A 16,925-nucleotide genomic window follows, 5' to 3' on the forward strand; every position below is an offset into this window, starting at 1 on the left:
TGCCCTTACCGACTCGGCCTGTCGTGGGCCTCGTCAGTCTATAACGCAAATGCATTAAGGTGTGTCGCCATTCATCAGTGCGCTAATTCTCTCTTCCAACCCGCTATAGCGCTGCGTTGGCGTTTTCACCGCCCGGCAGAGAATGCGAACGTCGGTATAGAGTGACAAACGCTGGCGTGCACGCGTGATGGCGGTATACACCAGCTCCCGCGTCAGCACCGGTAAATAGTGGTTCGGCAGCACCAGCGCCGTATGATCAAACTCCGATCCCTGCGATTTATGCACCGTCATGGCATAGGCCGTTTCATGCGGCGGCAGACGGCTTGGCGTAACGTCTTTGGTTTCACCATTTGGCAACGGGAAAAATACGCGCAGTTCTCCGTTGTCTCCCATCATGGCAATACCGATATCCCCATTGAACAGGCCTAATGCGGCATCGTTACGCTCAATCATGACCGGTCGGCCGGGATACCAACGGTTAAGCGGATTACGGTTGCGCTGAATCAGCCCAGCCTGATGCAAAGCCTGTTCGATGCGCTGATTCAGCCCTGCTACGCCAAATGGCCCTTCGCGCAATGCGCACAGCTGGCGATAGCGCTGGAAGGCAAGCAGCACAGCGTCCGGCGTGGCTCCCGCCGCCACAAGCTGTAGATAATCACGATACCCTTCGACGCACTGTGCCAGCATGACCTGATACTCTTCAGCCTCGGTTAACGGGCTACAGGTAATGTCGGCAAACTCGCCGTTCAGCACCGCGCGTACACGAGCATCATCACCGCCGTTCACCGCCAGCGCCAGTTGTCCAATCCCGGAATGCGGATCGAAACGGTAGCTCCGGCGTAACAGACAAATACTGTCACTGACCGTCGATTGCCCTTCAGGGCCGCTTTCATCCAGCTTACAACCCGTCAGCCGCTGCAATTGCTGCGCCCGTACACGGCTATAGCCAGCCTCGGCAAAACGGCAGATATCGCCCAACACCGCCCCCGCCTCGACGGACGCCAGCTGATCGCGGTCACCCAGAAAGATAATTCTGGCGTGTGGCGGAAGCGCGGCGATCACGTTTGCCATCATCGGCAGATCGACCATCGACGCCTCATCCACAATCAGTACATCCAAATGTAGCGGGTTGTCCTGATGGTGACGTAGGCGCTGACTGTCTGTCACCGCCCCCAAAAGCCGATGCAGCGTTGTCGCTTCCTGCGGAAACGCGTCCCGCAACAAAGGATCCACCTCAAGACGGTGCAGAGCCTGTCCCAGCGACTCCGTGAGCCGCGCAGCCGCTTTCCCGGTCGGCGCAGCCAGTTGAATACGTAACGTTTCTCCCATATTCAGCTCAATTAGCGCCGCCAGCAATTTGGCTACCGTCGTGGTTTTCCCCGTCCCCGGCCCGCCAGAAATCACCGCAATGCGGCGCGTCAAGGCGACAGCCGCGGCCACCTTCTGCCAGTTAACCTCTTCGCCTGCGTCAGGAAACAGCCGATCCAAAACCGCTCGGATCGCTGGTTCATCGACGGAGAACGTATCGCGTTCGCTGGCGATAAACCGCGCCACGCGGCCTTCACTCTGCCAGCTACGCTGTAAATACAGCTTTTCTCCTTGCAGCACCAGCGGCGTCGGCTGACTGCCGTCGCTGACGGCATCGGACGCCAGTAAACGCTGACGCCATGCGGCAACCGTGTTTAGCCCTGCCTCCGTGAGCAGCTGTTGTGCCAGTTCAGGCTCGCGGCCGTCAAACAGCGTCTGGGCCTGCAAGTTCTCCAGCGGCAAACACACGTGCCCCGCGCCCGAATGTGCACTCAGGCAGGCGGCGGCCAACAGCAGATCGGGCTGCGCTTCATCCGCCAGCATTCTGGCGAACTGAACATCCAGCGGACGCAGTAACCGACGCGCCAGTGCCATTTCAAGTAACGCTATCATGGGGGAATTCCTGTATCAGCATCGTCAGACGTCTTTCCCTTAAAGAGCGCATCAAGCCCGAAAACAAATTCAGCAGAGGGACGACAGGCAAAGATGCCATTGCCAGGGTGAGATTCCTCAACGCCGCGTAAAAACAGATAAAACACCCCGCCAAAATGGCGCTCATAGTCATAATCCGCAATGCGATGACGCAGATAACGGTGCAAAGCCAGCGTGTAGAGCTGGTATTGCAGGTCATAACGATGTTCGGCCATCGACTGCATCATGGCAGTTTGGGTGTACGCACTGGCATCAGGGCCGAGCCAATTGGACTTATAGTCCAGCAGGTAATAACGCCCTTCCCAGCGGAACACCAGATCGATAAACCCTTTCAGCATGCCTTTCACCTGCTGAAAAGAGAGCGCCGGACAACGTGCAGATAGCGGGTCGTGATGTTTCGCCAGCCGATCGAGCTGCGCCGCCTGTATTGGCGCACCAATCGGTATATAGAACTGTAATTCAGCCTGCTTATCGGCGTTCTCCAGTGCCGATAGCGCGATCCCTTGCTCATTAAGCGGCGTATGCAAAAGCGTATCCATCCACGCCTTTAACACCGGGTGCCAGTGCGCTTCAAATCCCTGTAGCTGCAGCTGTTCGGCTAACCAGTCATCCTCAACGGGCTGAGTGAAATCCAGCGTTTCAAACAGGCTATGTAAAAACGTTCCCGGACTCGCGCCGCGCGGGAACGTATGCGGCGTCAGTTGGGTTTCGTCCGCTTCCTGACGCTCGCCTATCGCTTCGATATCCAGACGCGGCACCAGATCCTGCGCACTGGCAGACCCATGCTGCTGAAGCCCCGAATAGCTGGTTACTCGCCAGCCGTCGCGCAGTTGGCGTTCGATGTGGCGAGCCCGCAGCTCGGCCAGTTCCGGTCTATCCGGCTGCCAACGCTGTTCTTCCATCGCCTGTAACGGTGTTAATGCGACACCGTCGCCAACCATGCCTTCCAGCTCGCTGACTAACGTGGCAGCTTCAGCTTCTTTACCGCGCTGGAGTAAATAGCCCAGCGCGCTCTGGTGCATATCGCTGCTGCCATCTTTCTTACGCGACCGCTGAACCGGCGCAACGCCTACGCTACAGTGGTAGATAGAACGGGTTAACGCGACATACAGCAAACGTAAATCTTCCGCCAGCCGCTCTTCTTCCGCTAGCGTCTGGCTTTCTTCATTATTTTGCAGATCCAACACGGCCTGATAGCTTTCGCGATCGTGATAAATCCCCTGATCCTGCACGCGGAAGTTACTGATGAAAGGTAGCCATACCAGCGGGTATTCGAGCCCTTTCGATTTGTGGATCGTCACGATCTGCACCAGGTGACGATCGCTTTCCAGACGTAGCTGCTGATTCTCTGCCTGCGGATTAGGTTGAACAATCTGCTGTGATAGCCAGCGCACCAGCGCATGTTCGCTATCAAGGGTTGCGGAGGCATCCTGCAATAACTCACCGATATGCAGAATATCGGTAATGCGGCGCTCACCCTCCGCGCTCGCCAGCAGGTTCTCCGCCAGCTGATGTCGGCTCATCAGCGCACGCAGCATCGGCAGTACGCCGCGCTGACGCCACAGAGCACGGTAACCCGCAAATTCATCTACCAACGCATCCCACGCAGCTTCGCTTTGCCCTAATGCATCAACCTGTTCGGCATCCAGCCCCATCAGGGCCGTCGCCATCGCGCTGCGTAACGTGCGCTCCTGTTCCGGTGCCAGCACCGCCTGCAACAGCCACAACATATCGCTGGCTTCCGGCGTGCTGAATACGCTGTCGCGATTGGACAGATAAACCGAAGGAATGGACAAACGGCTCAGCGCGTCACGAATCAGCGAGGCTTCACGCCGGCTACGCACCAGCACACTCATGTCGGATGCCCTGACCAAACGGCGGGAGTCATCAGTAACCAGCCAGGCTTCATTGCGCTGACTGGCCGCCAGCCAGTCACGAATCTGCGCCGCACACTGACGCGCCATCTGTTGTTGATAATCTCCTACGCCAATCGGTTCCGAACCCGTTAGCCAGAATTGCAGCGCAGGCTGAGGCTGCCCTGCAACCTCAAACACCAAACCGCGCTTGGACTCAGCAGGCTTGACCGGCAGGAAAGGAATGTTTTGAAAAATAAAAGGAGAGTCGAGGCGTTCAAACAGACGATTAACGCCATGTACCATCTGGTGCGACGAGCGCCAGTTCGTACCCAGCGTATAATGCGCGGCGACTTCTCCGCGTGCGTGCATGTAGGTAAAAATATCCGCACCGCGAAACGCATAAATAGCCTGCTTAGGGTCACCGATCAGCAATAGCCCACACTGCGACTGCCCGACATACAACATTCTGAAAATACGGTACTGTTGAGGATCGGTATCCTGAAATTCATCGATCATCGCCACCGGATAGCGTTCGCGAATGGCGCTGGCAAGCTGTTCCCCACCAGACTCCTGCAACGCAACATCCAAACGGCTCAGCAGATCGTCAAACCCCAGCTCTGCTCGCTGTCGTTTTTCCTCACTCACCGACTCGCGGATCGCCGACAGCGCGCGAACAATGACTAAATCGCGCAGCGACAGCGGCGCTTCAAGCAGCCGTTCGGTCTCATCAAAGAGGGTATGGACAGGCGGCTCGCCTTTCTTCGTTTTCTCGATTAGCGTTTGCTGGGCAAATCTCACCAGATCTTTCGGCAGTTGGTAATCCAGCGTCGGCTGCTCTGCCCACAGCGTGACTTTCTGTAGCCAGTTGGGAAGATGCTTACTGCTGTAGCTGCGTTTATCGACGCCAGAAGCACTAATCAGCGCTTCCAGATCCGCGGCTGATGCCAGCCAGCGTTGTTTGTACGCATCGATCGTCGCCACGATCTTCTCATGTCGACTCAGCAGCGTTTCGTCTTCTTCTGGCGGCAAGCGAAACGCAGGCGCTTCACCATGCAGATAAGGCGCCAGATCGGCCAACAGGTTTTCCGGTCCTTTCCACTCCAGACCGACAATGCGTGCAACCTCGACTGGCAGCGGGTAGCAATAACGGCGCCAGAAATCAGCGCAGGCCTGACGGCGCAGCGGCTGTTCATCTTCTATCAGCACCTGTTCGAAAAGCACGCCGGATTCAAACGCATTGGTACTGAGCATACGCTGGCAGAAGCCGTGGATCGTGTAGATCGCCGCTTCATCCATTTGTCGTTCGGCCGCCAGCAATACGTCGGCCGCATCGCGGTGGTCCGAAATCTCCGCCAGCAACTGCGCTAGCGAAGCATCTTTAGGCTTCTCCGCCTCTTCACCCTGCGCGCTTTTACGCAGGCAGGCGATGCGCAACGCGTGAATTCTGGCACGAATACGCTCCCGCAACTCTTCGGTCGCAGCCTCCGTAAAGGTCACAACCAGAATTTCTTCGACCAGTAGTGGACGTGGATACGCGGCTTGCTTCCCCAGCCCCAATAGCAGGCGCAGGTAAAGCGCAGCCAGCGTATAGGTTTTCCCCGTTCCGGCCGACGCCTCAATCAGCCGCTCCCCGAGGAGCGGCAACGTCATAACGTCTAATGATTGCGGCGCGGCATTTTTCATTCTGCTGAAACCTTACCGACCGCTGTCGATTCTGCTGGCGCAGGGATCATCGTAGGCGCTTTCTCACGCGGTAGCGTTTTCTGCAATGAAGACGCATCCGCGTAGGTATGCCATCCTTTCGGTGCAGCATAGTCGGCTTTACCATGATGGCTGCCGGAAACCTGCGATAGAATCGCCAGCCCTTCAGGCTTCAGCGCCTTCTGGAAGAAGTCTGCCAGTTGCGTGACCGTCAGCGGTTTGATTTGTTCGAGCAGTTTCTCGCGTGAATCAAAAGCGAAGTTTTCCCGATCCAGATCGCGACGCAGTCGGCTAGCCTCTTCACCTAAGGTTTGCGGACGCTGGTTCAGTTCATTCATCACGCCCTGCTTATACTGCGTGAACTCTTCTTCACTCATTTCACGCAGTCGTTTTTGCGCTTTCAGGTAAAAATCTTCATAACGCTGATACAGATAAGCAGGCTGTTTGCTGTTGCTTTGCAGCAGGAAGGCAATGCCCATCTGCCGGCCGACCGTCGTCGGGAAGGCAAACACCGCGTAACCCAGTTGCTCTTCCGTTCTCAGTTGGCTATAGAACCAAGGCTGAACGATCTGCCCCAGCACCGAGCTATACGCCATGCTTTCCGTTTCCGAATACCCCGTCGGTACATACACCGCTGCTAACGCAGAATCCGTACTGCTGCCCGGGCGCTGCAGATTAGCAAGCTGCGACTTACTGACTTTGACATCATCGCTGCGCGACAGATTTTCGCCACCAGCCTTCAGATGCGCCTTCAGCGTGTTCGCCAGATCGGTAACTCGCTCTGGTGCTAGATTGCCAACGACCAGCATTTCCGGCGTGGCTTTTTGCAGCAGGTCTTTGCGGTAGTTAACCACATCCTGTAAACGGATATCCTTCAGCAGGTTACGACGTTCTGCGCGCTCAAAGTAAGGCAATTGCGATATCGCCTGAACCGGCTGTAACGCCTGTTCAAAGGCTTTTGATTTCTCTACCGCATCCAATTGCTGTATGTACCAGGACTTTGCCTGCTCCAGCTGTGCTTCCGTCGAGGTAAAGGAGGCGTAACCATCCGCCAACGTCAGCAGCAATCGTGGCAAATGCTGGGTATAGCCATTGGCGCTAATCACCAGACCATCATTGCTGCGGGTGGAGAAACTGATGCCGCCAATCGAAGCCTGATAGCTGAGTTCATCCAGCGCCAGACCTGCCAGATAATCGTTTAACGCAAACAGCACCTGATTACGGGCGGTGCTGCGCGCTTCCTGATTACGCAGGAACAGCGTGATTTCCGCTTTCGGCTCATCAGCGAAGTAATGGCTTGGCATATACAGCACGCGCAGCCCCGGCTGATTCAGCAGAAGTGTCGGTTTAGTGATCGCCTTATCGGCTTTGATCAGGGAGAAATCATCTGGGATATAGGGGTTGATCGTCGGCAACGACAGTGACATTTTCTGCCCCAGCGTTTTCCATTTTGCGAATGTGGCTGACGGGATTTTATTCATCTCGTACGGCGCATCAACAAAATAGGCCACTTTATTATGCGGCTCATTCGGGCTGATGACCCAGACGCGCGCGTTCTGCGGCGTCATCTCGTCCAGTCGTGCGGCGATAGCTTTCGGATCGTAGCGATCGGCAACATACTGCGCATCCAGCGTATGTTCGACCGGCACACGCAACATGGTATCAACCAACCATTCGATGTAGTCCATATCACGGCTGATGGACGGATAGCGGAAATCCAGATCAAGAACATGCGCGATCTCATCAAAATAGCGCTGCTGAATCCCTTCTGTGCGAATTTGTTGCAGATAACGGAATATCGCAGCGATCACTTCATCACGCTGTGCCAGACCTTTATCGGTCAGCGAGGCTGAAATAGCGAACATGCCGCCGTTACGGTCAATGATCGGCGAAGAACCCGCACCGATAGACTCAACCAGCCCTTCCTTTTGCAACCAGTCAGAGAGCGTATTCTGGCTGCGGTTGCCGATCAGATAGCTTATGTAGGTATCCGTCTTGCTGCGAAATTCCTGGCTAATATCGCTGACGCGAAACTCAATGCGCAGCTGTTTTCTCGGCTGGGCAGGAACATAGTGAATCATTACGCCGCGCTGCTTTTCCGTCGCCACAGGAACGGTAACCGCAGGAACGCTGGCGTTGTGATTAGGAATGCGCCCGAAGGTATCAACCGCCAGTTTCGCCAGTTCAGGCAGAGGTTGATTACTGTAAATCACCCCTTTCATCAGGTTGGCGGAGTAGTATTTCTGATAGAACTTCACCAATTCATCATGCAGTTTGCTGCCAGGTTTATCGCTCAGGGTTTCAAGATTCCCCCCCGAAAAACGTGCGCTTGGATGCGCCGGGTTCAGCGTTTCTGCCCCCACCTGCGCCATGCGGTGACCGTCACGCGAACGCGCCATCGTTAATTCCGCATTGACCGCATTACGCTCACGATCGGCATTCACCGGATCGAGCAGCGGTTCCGCAATCGCGTCCGCCATCCGATCTACGGCTGGTCGCAGCGCGTCATTTTCCACTTCCAGATAAAACGCCGTGCGGTAAGACGCCGTGCTGGCATTGTGGCTACCGCCATGCTTTTTCAAAAATTCGGACAGCGCTTCTGGCTCTGGGTAACGTTTCGATCCCATCAGCACCATGTGTTCGAGGTAATGCGCTAATCCCAGTTGATTATTGGGATCGTCAAGCGAGCCAATAGGCAGCGCCAGTGATGCCAGCGATTTGGGTGCCTGCGGATCGGAAACCAGCAGAACGGTCATTCCATTATCCAGTTTGATCGCCTGATATTGCCGCGGATCTTTTTCGCTTTTTCGAATCGTCTGAGCCAGCGGCTGCCAGCCCGTCTCAGCCCAACTCGCCGGAAGCCAGAACGTGAATAAAAGAAACCACCCGGTAATCCAGACCCACTGTTTACGCATGCAATTCTCCAACCTCATATCCATCACTTTTCACGTTGCAGTGCGTTATCTTCTCGCACCTCGAAATCGACTCGGGCATTACCCAAAACAAACTCATCACGCCAGATTAGAGCGGAACGGTGGCAGTAGCCAGATTTGCGCCGCTTCAATCACCTCATTCATTCGTTTTTCATCCAACTCACGGATGATGCGTTGCAGGTAATAATCTTCACCCTCACCCCGCATTCCCATATTTCCCTGCCAGGCTTGCAGTAAACGGGCGCGCGCTTTGTTCTGCGCCTCCTCATCCAACCGCAGGCTATCGCTTTCGCGATCATAACATTCAGCCAGCCAGGCGCTCCCCGCTTTATTGAGCAATAACAGCGGCTTGCTCATTCCCTGACGATAGCCATCCAGCATGACAGACAAATGTTCTCTGGCCTGCGCTTCCGACAAGGCAGCAAAGCGCCACGCCGTCTCTTCCCGCCCATACAGTCGACTTTCCCCCTGACCGCCCGTTGCACAGTAGGCCAGATGCTCCAACCACAGCGTCATACCATCCTTCATGGAAAGCGTGCCCGGACGCCAGCGCAGCAAGCCATCCGGCTGCACCTGATTCAACCAGCCGCTGACGCGCACGCCGTCGAGGAGAATATCCACTTCCCGGCTCACCGACAGCGACGGCGTTAATTCATCACGCACACGCGCAGCCAACTGCGCCATCTCCTGCTGTTGTTCCTGCCAGTAAATTTCGCCGAACGCACCATAGGGCAGCTCACCCGCGGCTCTGGCACGGCGATACAGTTTTTCGGTATCGCCTTCATTAATCAAGGTATTAAGCAACTCGCTATTCAATTGATAGCGATTAAGGCTATCAACCACAAAGGGCTCTTCATCCAACAGTTCATCACTGTGCAGCATAAAACTCACGCCAAGCCGCAGTTGAAAAAAGGCTCGCACAGGATGACGATAAAAACGCTTCAAATCGTCTAGGCTGACATCTCTATCACTCGCTCTTGCGGACAGCGCTTCGCGATCGAAATCAGGCTGAGCCTCCCCTTTTCGGTTCGCCGCAGCCAGCCACTCGGCCGCAAAGCTCAACGGCTGCGGTGCAGACAGGAAGTTATTCGCATCAAAAGGCATACGGCTATGTTCGCGGCAAAGGTGCTTCACCACGCGCTCCGCGCTGCTATCGATATCCAGCGCTTCATCGCCCGGCAGGACGTAACTTTGCGCGATATATTCCGTCAGTTCGCTGACCAATACGGAAGGATAGCGACGCGTATTATCCTGGATCGAGCGCCCGATATAGCTGATGTAGAGTTTATGCTGCGCCGACAAAAGCGCTTCAAGAAACAGATAGCGGTCATCATCACGTCGGCTACGATCGCCGCGCTTGATTTTCCGCCCCATGAGATCGAACCCGAGCGGTGGCAGCGTTCGAGGATAAACGCCGTCATTCATGCCCAACAAACACACGACCTTGAACGGAATGGAACGCATCGGCATTAGCGTACAAAAGTTGATCGAACCAGCAAGAAAACGCTGGCTGAGCCGCTCCTGATCGAGACGCCGCGACAGTTCATCACGTAACCGGGAGATTGGCACCTGTTGCGGATAATGCGCCATCGTGCCCATACCGATCACGTACTGCCACTGTTTTTCAACTAACGCCAGCGCCGCTTCTGTCTCACTGTCAGCTTCAAAGAAGGTTTCGATCAGCTCTCGACATAACGGTAGCCAGTCGACAAGCACGCGCGGCTGAGACAGGCGCTGACGCCAGTGGTGAATCTGCATCAGCAGTTCGGCCAGTTGACCGGCCAGTTCCGCAATCAATCCGCTGGATTCATCATAAGGCAGCACGCCCTGCCAGTCGCCGACCTGACTGTCCATCGCATAGCCCAGCAGCATTCTCGTCAGGCCGAAACGCCACGTATGTTGCCCCGTTGGCGGCAACATCAGATCGCGCACGTTGTCGTCATCGAGTCCCCAGCGCACGCCGGATTCCACCACCCACAGGCGCAGACGCCGTAGCCCTTCTTCCTGAATACCAAAACGCGCAGCCAGCGCGGGCACTTCAAGCAATGCCAGAACCTGTTCCGCCGTAAAACGGCTCGTCGGTAAATCCAGCAGGCTGATTACCGCTTGCAAGGCGGGATGCGCATGTCGCGCACGCTGATCGGAGATGGCAAAAGGCAGGTAGCGGTTATCTGGCGCGTTGCCAAACACCGCCTGAATAAACGGCGTATAGCTGTCGATATCCGCCATCATCACAATGACATCGCGCGGCATCAGTTCAGGATCGTCAGCCATCATGGCCAGCAGCCGATCGTGAAGCACTTCAACTTCACGCTGCGGGCTGTGGCAAGCGTGAAAATCGATCGAACGATCGTCGAGAGCCAGCAGGCGTTTTTGCATGCTGGTGTTCTGCGTTTCGTGACTGACGGCCACTACCGCGTGGTCTTCCAGCTCAAGAATATCGCGCTGCAAGGTTTGCAGCAGATTCTCGCCATCCGACTCAACAAAAGCGTCGATCTCCTGCACGCTATCCAAATCAGCCAGCAGATAAAGGTTATCGCGCCCCAGCTTTCCCCATGATGCCAGCAGCGGATTATTAATCGACTGTTTACCGTCGTCATTGAACAATGCTTCTGCGTGTGAAGGATCGCGAAAGAGCGGGCGGGTTTCATCAGTCTGTTCGCCATCAAAGCGATGTAAGCGGCGGTTGCGGGCTTTTAGCTTCGCCAGAAATTTATAATCCTGAATGTCACTCCAGTAATGGCGACAAGGATTGGTAAATAGCAGGTGCACATCAATATGGCGCGCCAGAGCGTTCAACGCCTGTAAATAGATAGGGGGTAACGCCGAAATACCGCAGATAAAAACGCGTGGCGGCAGGCCTTTCGGGCACGTTTTTGCCTGTTCTAACGCAGTAATAAAGCGTTGATACAGAATCGCATGGTGCCATTCGGGCTGCGCCAGTTCACGCGTGTAATCCACCAGAGCGCGCCACAGCGCGGACTGCCACAGCTGATTCCCGCCGAGATCGTCAACCTGTTTCCCTTCTTGCCATGCCTTGATCCATTCCGGGCGATAAATCAGGTATTGATCGAAAAGATCCGCTACGCGTCCGGCAAGCTGATGCAGCTTGCGCTGGTTATCGTCATCCTGCAAATAGTGGTTAAGGGCCGCAAAGTCAGGCTGAGCCAACAAATCGGGCAGCAAATGCATAAGCTTCCACGTCATCGCATCCTTGCTGAAGGCGCTTTCTTTTGGGATATCCGGCAGCACATGGCGACACATATTCCACAAAAAAACACCGGGCAGCGGGAATTGAATATTGGCTGCAATCCCGAAGTGTCCAGCCAGTTCAATTTGCAGCCACTGCGCCATCCCCGGGCTTTGGACTAAAATCACTTCCTGCTGGAAGGGATCCGCGAGCGGCTGACGTTTTATCAGCTCAACCATCAGTCTTTTCAAGATATCTAACTGATTAGAGTGATAGATTCTAAACATTCTGGCTCCTGCTCGCCGCGGCTTACGATTTATAGTTCATAGTTTACCCAAGTATGCCTACCCCACAGGCGATGACAGGCAAAACCAACGGTTTAGTGTAGCCTGATAGCGACGTGGCGTCATGACTCTTGCCGTTACCTGACGGCATTCTCCATTCTGGAGCTGCTCTGACACACTAAACTGCCAGTTTTTACTCGCAAGAGACGCGGTATTATCAATATCAGACGGATTATATCGTACACCCGCTTCATAGGCCTCCAACTGCTGCATCGCAAATCGCCAGGCCTGACGCTGCTGCAACTGGTGTTGAAATGACTGCTGCAAGATTTGGTGATATTGCAGTAGCCCCATCAGCGACACGGCAAACAGCAGCGCCGCCACCAGTGTCTCCGGCAGGCTAAAGCCAGATTGATGGCTCACAATCCCCTTTTTCAGTGCGCTATTCAGTTGCATCACAGCGTGTCACCTCCTTATCAGGACAAAAATCCAGCCAGCCGTTACCCAATGGTTGAATCACAATCTGACCCGACGACAGTGCCGAAAAGGACACTCGTTGGTACAACGTCAACGGCCGCGCTGAAGCGGGGAGAGCCCCTTCGCCACGCAGTAATCCTTGCTCCCCATCCGAGGCCGCACGCAGGCACACCACAAGCTGTTCTGCCGACAGCCGCTGACACTGCCAGTTTTCCGTTAGCGTTCCCCAACGCTGTCCCCTTCCCCAGTTCAGCGAGGACAATGCCTGATTGAACGCTCGCAGATAGTGCCGTTCATCGTTCCCCACCTGGATGGCAGCATCAAGCTGGCGCTGTAAACCAGACATCAACAGCAGGCCGATAATGGCGATGAGCAGCACCATAGCCAGCGTTCCACTTCCCTCCTGATGTCCTTTTCTCATTGGTTGCGACCAAGAATAAGGCGGGAGGTATGCTGCCGAACGGCAGGACGCTTGGCCCAATAACCAGCGAGCTGTAATTCATATAACGCCGCATCATTTTGTGCAGACAGGCGCTGTAACCGGAACACCGTGAGCACCACCTCTTGCGGATCAAACAGCTTCTCCCATCTGTCGCCCTGACAGTTATGCGCCCCACTCTGAATTTCCAACGACCGACCGCGCAAGCGATAGCCAAAAGACTCGGCATCCTGCTGTTCCCCGCCATCCCAAACCCCATTTCGGTTCAGATCGTAAGAGACATTCAGACAGCTGTTTTCCGCCTCGCCCGGATACTTCCCTATGCTAATTGCCTTTCCCTGACAGGTTCCCGCACAAAAACCAGCCCGACGGATATCTTTCTCAACCCCCATCGCCACCTGACTGAACAGTTGTTCCAGCCGGAAAAGCTGTGCGCTGCCCTGGCTTTGACTGCGCAGCAGAGGATACAACTGCGCCGCCGACAGCATAATCAGACTACCTAAACTTAGTGCTAACAGGATTTCCGGCAGAGTGAATCCACGTTGCTTACACCTCGGCCTTGGTTGCCTCAATTTTGTTCGTTTCAACACGAGCGGTTTCAGCATAAGGGAATCGCTAGGACAACCTGCGCCTCGCTGCACAAACGTATCCGTCCTCTCACCGAGATGATGAGGCGTAGCTGACCCGCAGAATTCGACAACGAGATGTGCCCGGCCTGTGCCGCGTTACGCAAGCCAAAGAACGTAAAAACGTTGCTTGTGAACTTTGCCAACACAACATCCTGCGTACGGCGAACGAATTGCCCCGGATGGTTCTCACGGCACGTCTCCTCTGCCTGTTTTTCATTCTGCCCCGCCACCATGCACCATAACTCTCCCTGTGGTATGAGCTTCGCCGTGCGGGTTTCGTTATGCCAGTAAGCATTCGCCTGAACCCGACTCAAAAAGTCCAGCAGTTGCTGCGCACTCTGTTCCAGACGGATTGCCTGTTGATACTGAATCCAGCCATGCAAACCGCCACCCGCCATTAGCGCCACAATCGTCAGCACCACCAATAATTCAAGCAAGGTGAACCCTCGCCGTTGTCGATTCCCTGTTTTCATGGCGTAAGGATAGTGAGTCTTCTCTGTAAAAACAGCATGTTAACTACGTTATACGCGGCGACTCGCAATGTTTTACTGCAACGGTGTAACAACAGAAAAAGCGTGCGGGGAGGTAGGGAAAACGAGGGAATAGCAGGAGAAACCACGCGGTGAAGGAGGTAATGTCACACCCCGAGTAAGCCGGTGACAAGGAGGAATCGAACTCAGGATGAGGAGATCGAAATGAAATCAATAACAGTGAGAGAAAATGGGATCTCGACTCTGGAAGTGGCAAATCGTTACTTTAGTACGGTTAACCTTGGTATGTCAGTTTCCCCAATGAATCAGGATGATGTTGACTGGTGCATTGCTTTTGCCAGAGAAAGCGATTTCGATATTGACTGGCGTTTGGCAAAAATGAGTCTTTACGCTGATAGTGAATTCGGGTTTATCTTTAAGATCGATTCTGACATACCAACAACAAAACCCGACGGGGCTTGTGTTTGTTCATTCAACACAATAAACCATATATTAAGCATTGAGTTACTTCAGAATTTCTCAAAAAGGGGTTCTATTCTGGATGGGAAAATGTTGACCTATTGTTTGGTCATCATCCTATTTTTTCTTATCAAGGTGGAAGGTGAAGGCGTTTATATTCAAAGCCCAGTCAATGAAAAAGTTGCTGATTATTATATCAAAAGTCATCAATTTTAGATGTAAGCGGAGATAAATCTATCCTCTTTCGCTCGGCAGATGATTTACTCAACTGGTTCATATCGTATTCAAATCGGAGATAGCACATTGAGGAAGAGTAAATAATGCGCGACAATGTGGCTAATAAATCGTCATTTTGCGAGGTGGTTATGAATAAAGAGCCGACAGATTACCGTGCAACAGTGTCATCTCGACAGATGAAATCTCATGCAGGCCGCAAAATTCAAATTACCAGTGAGGAAGAATTATTTACTCTCATGTTTATCGCAGCAGATGGGATTAAAAACTCCCCAGCACCATCCATTCAGGAAGCAGTAGGTCCGTTGCACGAAGAGCAATAACAAAAAGGGCCGCATTACGCGGCCCTCGAAAACATGGGAGAAGCTTTAGATCGCAACCGGTGCTTTGATGGCGGGATGTGGATCGTATCCCTCGATTTCAAAGTCCTCGAAGCGATAGTCGAACAACGTATCTGGACGGCGCTTAATCACCAGTTTAGGCAGCGCGCGCGGTTCACGGCTCAACTGTAGATTCGTCTGTTCCAGATGGTTGTTGTACAGATGCGTGTCGCCGCCAGTCCAGACGAAATCACCAACATCCAGATCGCACTGCTGTGCCACCATATGCACCAGCAGCGCATAGCTGGCGATGTTGAACGGCAGGCCGAGGAAAATATCGCACGAGCGCTGATAAAGCTGGCAAGAGAGTTTGCCATCCGCCACGTAGAACTGGAAAAACGCGTGGCACGGTGCCAGCGCCATTTTGTCCAGCTCACCCACGTTCCAGGCAGACACGATAATACGGCGAGAATCTGGATCTTGTCTCAACTGGGTCAGAACATTCTTCAACTGGTCGATCTCACGACCGTCGGCAGCGCCCCACGAACGCCACTGTTTGCCGTAAACCGGCCCCAAATCACCGTTCTCATCCGCCCATTCATCCCAAATACTGACTTTATTTTCATGCAGATAAACAACATTGGTATCGCCGTTCAGGAACCAGAGCAGCTCATGAATAATCGAACGCAGGTGGCATTTTTTGGTGGTAACCAGCGGAAACCCGTCCTGCAAGTTGAAACGCATCTGATGGCCGAAAATAGAACGCGTGCCCGTGCCGGTACGGTCGGCTTTCGGCGTGCCCTCTTCAAGCACTTTTTTCATCAGATCCAGATACTGTTTCATACTACCTCACCAAAAATATTAAAGAAGGACGGCGGATTATTGCTGTGCAGGCTGACGGCGGTAGGCCCAGACCATCATCAGAATACCAGCGATCACCATCGGCAGAGACAGGATTTGCCCCATGCTGAACAGGCCGCCGAACAGCCCCAGCTGCGCATCCGGCTGGCGGAAGAATTCAGTAATGATTCGGAACATGCCATAACCGATCAGGAAAAGCCCTGAAACGCTGCCCATCGGCCGAGATTTACGAATAAAGATATTCAGAATGATAAACAGCGCCACTCCTTCCAACATCATTTGATACAGCTGGGAAGGATGACGCGGCAGCATGCCGTACTGATTGAAAATCGCCTGCCATTGCGGGTTACTGACGGCCAGCGCCATATCTTCGCCGCGCGAACCAGGAAACAGCATGGCCCACGGCGTATCCGTCGTCACGCGTCCCCACAGTTCGCCATTGATGAAGTTGCCCAGTCGGCCAGCGCCAAGCCCGAAAGGAATCAGAGGGGCAATAAAATCAGCAACCTGGAAGAAATGGCGTTTGGTGCGATGAGCGAACCACAGCATGACGCAGATGACGCCCATTAAGCCGCCGTGGAACGACATACCGCCATCCCAGACTTTGAAAAGATAGAGCGGGTTTTCAAGAAATGACGGGAAGGCATAAAACAGGACGTAGCCCAGACGCCCACCGACGAAGACCCCAAGGAACCCCATATACAGCAGGTTTTCGACTTCATCTTTGGTCCAGCCACTCCCCGGTTTATTCGCCCGACGCACCGCCAACCACATGGCAAATACAAAACCCACCAGATACATCAGCCCATACCAGTGCAGCGCCAGCGGGCCGATTGAGAAAATCACGGGATCAAACTGAGGAAACGCCAGATAGCTTGTCGTCATCATTCACCACATATTTTATTGTGTTATCCCTACTTTTGGGATCGTCATTGATAGGCAAAAGGCAGGAGAATGAATCTGTTCCTGCGAACCGCGGTGGCGAATCATAGCATACGCGCCCACGCTCTTTGATCGCGAAGGGGAAAAGTTCTGTAAAACATTGAGTCGTTGTTAAACATTTACTCGCAATTAAATCTTGATATATCCGTC

General features: G+C 54.0%; 12 protein-coding genes. 2 read left to right on the forward strand and 10 right to left on the reverse strand.

Annotation, left to right across the window (positions count from 1 at the left end):
• Positions 1-54 precede the first annotated feature (54 nt).
• From recD to H4F65_RS09105, 8 genes are all read right to left on the reverse strand, one after another.
• Positions 55-1,920 (reverse strand): exodeoxyribonuclease V subunit alpha, encoded by a 1,866-nt coding sequence (gene recD, locus H4F65_RS09070; protein WP_010286461.1) that lies wholly within the window; start codon positions 1,918-1,920, stop codon positions 55-57.
• Positions 1,917-5,498, reverse strand: a complete 3,582-nt coding sequence (gene recB, locus H4F65_RS09075) for an exodeoxyribonuclease V subunit beta (RefSeq protein WP_010286459.1) — start codon at positions 5,496-5,498, stop codon at positions 1,917-1,919. Before recB ends, recD begins: the two co-directional genes overlap by 4 nt.
• Positions 5,495-8,431 carry a pitrilysin gene (gene ptrA / locus H4F65_RS09080; protein WP_039319364.1) on the reverse strand — a complete coding sequence of 979 codons (2,937 nt, stop codon included), beginning with the start codon at positions 8,429-8,431 and terminating at the stop codon, positions 5,495-5,497. The genes recB and ptrA overlap by 4 nt, the downstream gene beginning before the upstream one ends.
• Before the next feature lie 96 nt (positions 8,432-8,527).
• Complete coding sequence (gene recC, locus H4F65_RS09085; RefSeq protein ID WP_039319367.1) at positions 8,528-11,926, reverse strand: exodeoxyribonuclease V subunit gamma; 3,399 nt, start codon at positions 11,924-11,926, stop codon at positions 8,528-8,530.
• A 57-nt stretch (positions 11,927-11,983) separates the two neighbouring features.
• Positions 11,984-12,379 (reverse strand): prepilin-type N-terminal cleavage/methylation domain-containing protein, encoded by a 396-nt coding sequence (locus H4F65_RS09090; RefSeq protein WP_010286800.1) that lies wholly within the window; start codon positions 12,377-12,379, stop codon positions 11,984-11,986.
• Entirely contained in the window at positions 12,366-12,821 is a 456-nt protein-coding gene (locus tag H4F65_RS09095) for a YgdB family protein (protein ID WP_236146236.1), read from the reverse strand. Before H4F65_RS09095 ends, H4F65_RS09090 begins: the two co-directional genes overlap by 14 nt.
• Positions 12,818-13,429 carry a prepilin peptidase-dependent protein gene (locus H4F65_RS09100; protein ID WP_420850612.1) on the reverse strand — a complete coding sequence of 204 codons (612 nt, stop codon included), beginning with the start codon at positions 13,427-13,429 and terminating at the stop codon, positions 12,818-12,820. Before H4F65_RS09100 ends, H4F65_RS09095 begins: the two co-directional genes overlap by 4 nt.
• A gap of 8 nt (positions 13,430-13,437) precedes the next feature.
• A complete protein-coding gene (locus tag H4F65_RS09105) occupies positions 13,438-13,941 on the reverse strand; it encodes a prepilin peptidase-dependent protein (protein WP_039319370.1) in 504 nt (167 codons plus the stop codon).
• 222 nt (positions 13,942-14,163) lie between these two features.
• Here H4F65_RS09105 and H4F65_RS09110 point away from each other — a divergent pair, with 222 nt between their 5' ends.
• Both H4F65_RS09110 and H4F65_RS09115 read left to right on the forward strand, forming a co-directional pair.
• Positions 14,164-14,634, forward strand: a complete 471-nt coding sequence (locus H4F65_RS09110; protein WP_010286790.1) for a hypothetical protein — start codon at positions 14,164-14,166, stop codon at positions 14,632-14,634.
• A 104-nt stretch (positions 14,635-14,738) separates the two neighbouring features.
• Positions 14,739-14,975: a hypothetical protein gene (locus H4F65_RS09115; protein WP_010286789.1), complete on the forward strand. Its 237-nt coding sequence runs from the start codon at positions 14,739-14,741 to the stop codon at positions 14,973-14,975.
• 45 nt (positions 14,976-15,020) lie between these two features.
• Here the strand turns inward: H4F65_RS09115 and thyA are convergent, their stop codons facing one another.
• The gene (gene thyA / locus H4F65_RS09120; RefSeq protein WP_010286786.1) at positions 15,021-15,815 is read right to left on the reverse strand and encodes a thymidylate synthase; all 795 of its coding nucleotides are present in this window, start codon (positions 15,813-15,815) and stop codon (positions 15,021-15,023) included.
• A gap of 36 nt (positions 15,816-15,851) precedes the next feature.
• Positions 15,852-16,718 (reverse strand): prolipoprotein diacylglyceryl transferase, encoded by an 867-nt coding sequence (gene lgt / locus H4F65_RS09125; protein WP_010286783.1) that lies wholly within the window; start codon positions 16,716-16,718, stop codon positions 15,852-15,854.
• Positions 16,719-16,925: the final 207 nt, after the last annotated feature.

The organism is Pectobacterium brasiliense (assembly GCF_016950255.1).
Lineage (GTDB): Bacteria > Pseudomonadota > Gammaproteobacteria > Enterobacterales > Enterobacteriaceae > Pectobacterium > Pectobacterium brasiliense.